The sequence below is a fragment of the Bifidobacterium mizhiense genome (assembly GCF_020884755.1).
Taxonomy (GTDB): Bacteria; Actinomycetota; Actinomycetes; order Actinomycetales; family Bifidobacteriaceae; genus Bombiscardovia; species Bombiscardovia mizhiensis.
Genome location: NZ_BPWE01000008.1, coordinates 1 through 5,487 on the forward strand (window position 1 = coordinate 1; position 5,487 = coordinate 5,487).

The following is a 5,487-nucleotide window of genomic DNA, read 5'->3' on the forward strand; positions in this document are numbered from 1 at the left end:
TGGCGGCGGTGTGCTACTCTCCCACACTCTTCCGGGTGCAGTACCATTGCCGTGCTGGGTCTTAGCTTCCGGGTTCGGAATGGGACCGGGCGTCTCCCCCAGGCCATGACCGCCGCGAATCTTCAATTCTGCCAACCCGTTGCCGGGTCGGGGTTTCCTGGCGGTTTGGGGACCGGATGGTGGACGCGTGTTCCGATTGTCTGATCGCCTGTGCGTGTTCGTGTTCATTGCCGCAGGCATGTTTCGCAGTCGGGTTGATGCCGCCACCCCCCACGGGGGTGGATGGTGTGTTGTCTTCGACCATTAGTGCCGGTCGGCTCCGCCCCTTGCGGGGTGTCCACGTCCGGTCTATCGACCATGTGTTCTGCATGGGGTCTTCAGAAGCCCTGAGGCTTCATGGAATCCTTATCTTGGAGGGGGCTTCCCGCTTAGATGCTTTCAGCGGTTATCCCATCCGAACGTAGCCAACCGGCCGTGCCGCTGGCGCGACAACCGGCATACCAGAGGTTCGTCCACCCAGGTCCTCTCGTACTATGGGCAGGGCTCCTCAAGATTCCAACGAGCGCAGAGGATAGAGACCAAACTGTCTCACGACGTTCTGAACCCAGCTCGCGTGCCGCTTTAATCGGCGAACGGCCGAACCCTTGGGACCTGCTCCAGCCCCAGGATGCGACGAGCCGACATCGAGGTGCCAAACCATCCCGTCGATATGGACTCTTGGGGATGATCAGCCTGTTATCCCCGGGGTACCTTTTATCCGTTGAGCGATGCCGCGTCCGTACGCCGGCACCGGATCACTATCTCCGACTTTCGTCCCTGCTCGACCCGTCGGTCTCGCAGTCAAGCTCCCTTGTGCGATTGCACTCAACACCCGATTGCCAACCGGGCTGAGGGAACCCTTGGGCGCCTCCGTTACTCTTTGGGAGGCAACCGCCCCAGTTAAACTACCCGCCAGGCACTGTCCCTGGCCGGGATGACCGGCCGAGGTTAGAGGCCAGATGAGGACAGAGCGGTATTTCACATTCCGGCTCCACGGATGCTGGCGCACCCGCTTCGAAGCCTCCCGCCTATGCTACACAGTCCGCACCTAACGCCAATACCAAGGTATAGTAAAGGTCCCGGGGTCTTTTCGTCCTTCTGCGCTTAACGAGCATCTTTACTCGTACTGCAATTTCGCCGAGCTCCTGGTCGAGACAGTGGGGAAGTCGTTACGCCATTCGTGCAGGTCGGAACTTACCCGACAAGGAATTTCGCTACCTTAGGATGGTTATAGTTACCACCGCCGTTTACCGGGGCTTGAATTCACCGCTGCCCCCTCCGAAGAGGGATGACGGATCCTCTTAACCTTCCGGCACCGGGCAGGCGTCAGTGCATATACAGCGACTTACGTCTTCGCATGCACCTGTGTTTTTGGTAAACAGTCGCTACCCCCTGGTCTGTGCCGCCCCCACCGGCTCCGCGCGCAAGGCGCCTCACCGGCAGGGGCCTCCCTTATACCGAAGGCACGGGAGTGATTTGCCGAGTTCCTTGACCAGGATTCGCTCGATCGCTTTGGTATACTCTACCTGACCACCAGTGTCGGTTTAGGGTACGGGCGGCGCCACTCCTCACGCCGAAGCTTTTCTCGACGGAACGGCACACCGGATTCGGGGCACAAGACCCCCCATCATCACACCTCGCGCTCATGCCGGGCGGATTTGCCTGCCCGACGCGCCGCATGCTTGACCACGGATAACCACCACCGCGGCCCGGCTCCCGTTCCGTGTCACTCCCGCGCTACCCGCCACGCATCCACACGCCGGTCCCATGCCATCGGACGGTCCGAAGACCATCACCCGACACAGGTAAGGGCACGCTTCCACGTCTTGGATTGGACGGCTTGACGCCGGTAGGAGAATATCGACTCCTTCATCCATTCGACTACGCCTGTCGGCCTCGCCTTAGGACCCGACTCACCCGGGGACGACGAACGTGGCCCCGGAACCCTTGGTCATCCAGCGGACGGGATTCTCACCCGCCTCTCGCTACTCATGTCTGCATTCTCACTTCCACGCGGTCCACGGCCGGCTCACGCCGCCGCTTCGCCCCACGCGGAACGCTCTCCTACCCAGCACAGCAAACTGCGCTGCCGCGTCTTCGGTGGCGTGCTTGAGCCCCGCTACATTATCGGCGCGGAACCACTAGACCAGTGAGCTGTTACGCACTCTTTCAAGGATGGCTGCTTCTGAGCCAACCTCCTGGCTGTCTATGCGACTCCACATCCTTTCCCACTTAGCACGCGCTTAGGGACCTTAGACGACGATCTGGGCTGTCTCCCTCTCGACGACGGAGCTTATCCCCCGCCGACTCACTGCCGCGATACACCTCACACGTATTCGGAGTTTGGCTGCTGTCGGTACCCGATACGGGCCCTCAAGCATCCAGTAGCTCTACCCCATGGAGGCACTCACGCGACGCTGCACCGAAATGCATTTCGGAGAGAACCAGCTATCACGGAATTTGATTGGCCTTTCACCCCTAGCCCCAGGTCATCGGCCCGGTTTTCAACCCAGGTCCGTTCGGTCCTCCACGCGGTCTTACCCGCGCTTCAACCTGCCCAGGGCTAGATCATCCCGCTTCGGGTCCAGGACACGCGACTGGAACGCCCTTATCGGACTCGCTTTCGCTACGGCTGCCCCACACGGGTTAGCCTCGCCACGCACCACTGACTCGCAGACTCATTTTTCGATAGGCACGCCGTCACCCCGAAAGGCTCCGACGGATTGTAGGCACACGGTTTCAGAAACTCTTTCACTCCCCTCCCGGGGTGCTTTTCACCTTTCCCTCACGGTACTCGTACGCTATCGGTCAGACAGGAATATTCAGGCTTACCCCACGGTCGGGGCCGATTCACACGGGATTCCACGAGTCCCGCGCTACTTGGGAACAAGAACCGGCAGGCGGCGCGCCTTCGGCTACGGGGCCATCACCCTCTACGGCCGGGAATTCAATCCCGTTCGCCTCACACGCCGCTTTATCACTGCCGCCGGGCCCGTCGGAGCCCGGACGCCAAGTCCCACAACACCCATGCCGCAACCCCCGACGGGTCTTGCACGGCACCGGTTTGGCCATCATCCGCTTTCGCTCGCCACTACTCACGGAATATCCTTTCCTGCAGGTACTGAGATGTTTCACTTCCCTGCGTACCCCCCGCACGAATGCGGTGCCGGCCCATAACAGCCGGCGGGTTACCCCATTCGGACACCCTCGGATCAAAGCCCTGTCGGCGGCTCCCCGAGGCCTATCGCGGCCCCACGCGTCCTTCATCGGTCCTGTCTGCCAAGGCATCCACCATGCGCCCTTGCCGACAACACGACCACAGGCCATGCCACGACAACAACAACTGCGAACTGCCAGACGACAAATCATCACACTAAACGATCACAAAACGATCGACCCGAACCCACTCAAAACATGGGCTCGGACGAAACAATACAGCAGACAGCCAGCCTAAAGCCGGCCATCCGCTCGCGTCCACTATCCAGTTCTCAAACCACCAGCGCACCGACGACACCCGACACGGGGCAACACCCCACACGGGAACCGACGGGCGGCGGGAACACCACCAACAAGGGTGGCGGTCCGGGAACCCAACAGCGCATCCATGCCACAGCCTCAAGACCGTTCCACGCCAGCACGCCCACGCCAACCGGCCACACGGCCGGCCCGCAGGCACGACCCCCACGCAGACCGCGCAGAGGAATTTCATAATCTCCGTAGAAAGGAGGTGATCCAGCCGCACCTTCCGGTACGGCTACCTTGTTACGACTTAGTCCCAATCGCGGACCTCACCTTAGACGGCTCCCCCCCTTGCGGGTTGGGCCACCGGCTTCGGGTGCTGCCCACTTTCATGACTTGACGGGCGGTGTGTACAAGGCCCGGGAACGCATTCACCGCGGCGTTGCTGATCCGCGATTACTAGCGACTCCGCCTTCACGGAGCCGGGTTGCAGGCTCCGATCCGAACTGAGACCGGTTTTCAGGGATCCGCTCCATGTCACCATGTCGCATCCCGTTGTACCGGCCATTGTAGCATGCGTGAAGCCCTGGACGTAAGGGGCATGATGATCTGACGTCATCCCCACCTTCCTCCGGGTTAACCCCGGCGGTCCCCCGTGAGTTCCCACCATAACGTGCTGGCAACACGAGGCGAGGGTTGCGCTCGTTGCGGGACTTGACCCAACATCTCACGACACGAGCTGACGACGACCATGCACCACCTGTGAACCGGCCCCGAAGGGAAACCGCGTCTCCGCGGCCGTCCGGCACATGTCAAGCCCAGGTAAGGTTCTTCGCGTTGCATCGAATTAATCCGCATGCTCCGCCGCTTGTGCGGGCCCCCGTCAATTTCTTTGAGTTTTAGCCTTGCGGCCGTACTCCCCAGGCGGGATGCTTAACGCGTTAGCTCCGACACGGAACCCGTGGAACGGGCCCCACATCCAGCATCCACCGTTTACGGCGTGGACTACCAGGGTATCTAATCCTGTTCGCTCCCCACGCTTTCGCTCCTCAGCGTCAGTGACGGCCCAGAGACCTGCCTTCGCCATCGGTGTTCTTCCCGATATCTACACATTCCACCGTTACACCGGGAATTCCAGTCTCCCCTACCGCACTCCAGTCCGCCCGTACCCGGCGCCGATCCACCGTTAAGCGATGGACTTTCACACCAGACGCGACGAACCGCCTACGAGCTCTTTACGCCCAATAAATCCGGATAACGCTTGCACCCTACGTATTACCGCGGCTGCTGGCACGTAGTTAGCCGGTGCTTATTCGAAAGGTACACTCACTCTCGCTTGCTCCCAATCAAAAGCGGTTTACAACCCGAAGGCCGTCATCCCGCACGCGGCGTCGCTGCATCAGGCTTTCGCCCATTGTGCAATATTCCCCACTGCTGCCTCCCGTAGGAGTCTGGGCCGTATCTCAGTCCCAATGTGGCCGGTCGCCCTCTCAGGCCGGCTACCCGTCGAAGCCTTGGCAGGCCATCACCCCGCCAACAAGCTGATAGGACGCGACCCCATCCCATGCCGGTAAACCCTTTCCCACACCATCATGCGACAGTGCGGAGCATCCGGCATTACCACCCGTTTCCAGGAGCTATTCCGAAGCATGGGGCAGGTTGGTCACGCATTACTCACCCGTTCGCCACTCTCACCAGACAGCAAGCTGCCCGGATCCCGTTCGACTTGCATGTGTTAAGCACGCCGCCAGCGTTCATCCTGAGCCAGAATCAAACCCTCCACAAAAAACCATGAAGAAGCCGAAACGACTCACATCAATAATTGACGGGCCAGCTTCCATAAGGAGGAAACCAACCCACGAAAAACCCCGACACCAATTACACGCTCCCACGAAACCCCACAACAGGGGAAGGCACCGGACTGGCAATCAAAAAGCTATAAGTAGCACAAACACGCTCTTGAGTTCTCAAACCACCACCACACCAACA

At 60.4% G+C, this 5,487-nt stretch carries 3 rRNA genes; all 3 read right to left on the bottom strand.

What is annotated here, in order from left to right:
- The 3 genes from rrf to LPC22_RS08295 all read right to left on the bottom strand — a co-directional run bounded on the left by rrf (position 1) and on the right by LPC22_RS08295 (position 5,284).
- A 5S ribosomal RNA gene (rrf, locus tag LPC22_RS08285) occupies positions 1–117 on the bottom strand.
- A gap of 167 nt (positions 118–284) precedes the next feature.
- Positions 285–3,354, bottom strand: a 23S ribosomal RNA gene (locus LPC22_RS08290).
- 405 nt (positions 3,355–3,759) lie between these two features.
- Positions 3,760–5,284 (bottom strand): 16S ribosomal RNA (locus LPC22_RS08295).
- Together the 16S, 23S and 5S rRNA genes form the textbook arrangement of a ribosomal RNA operon.
- Between the last annotated feature and the right edge of the window lie 203 nt (positions 5,285–5,487).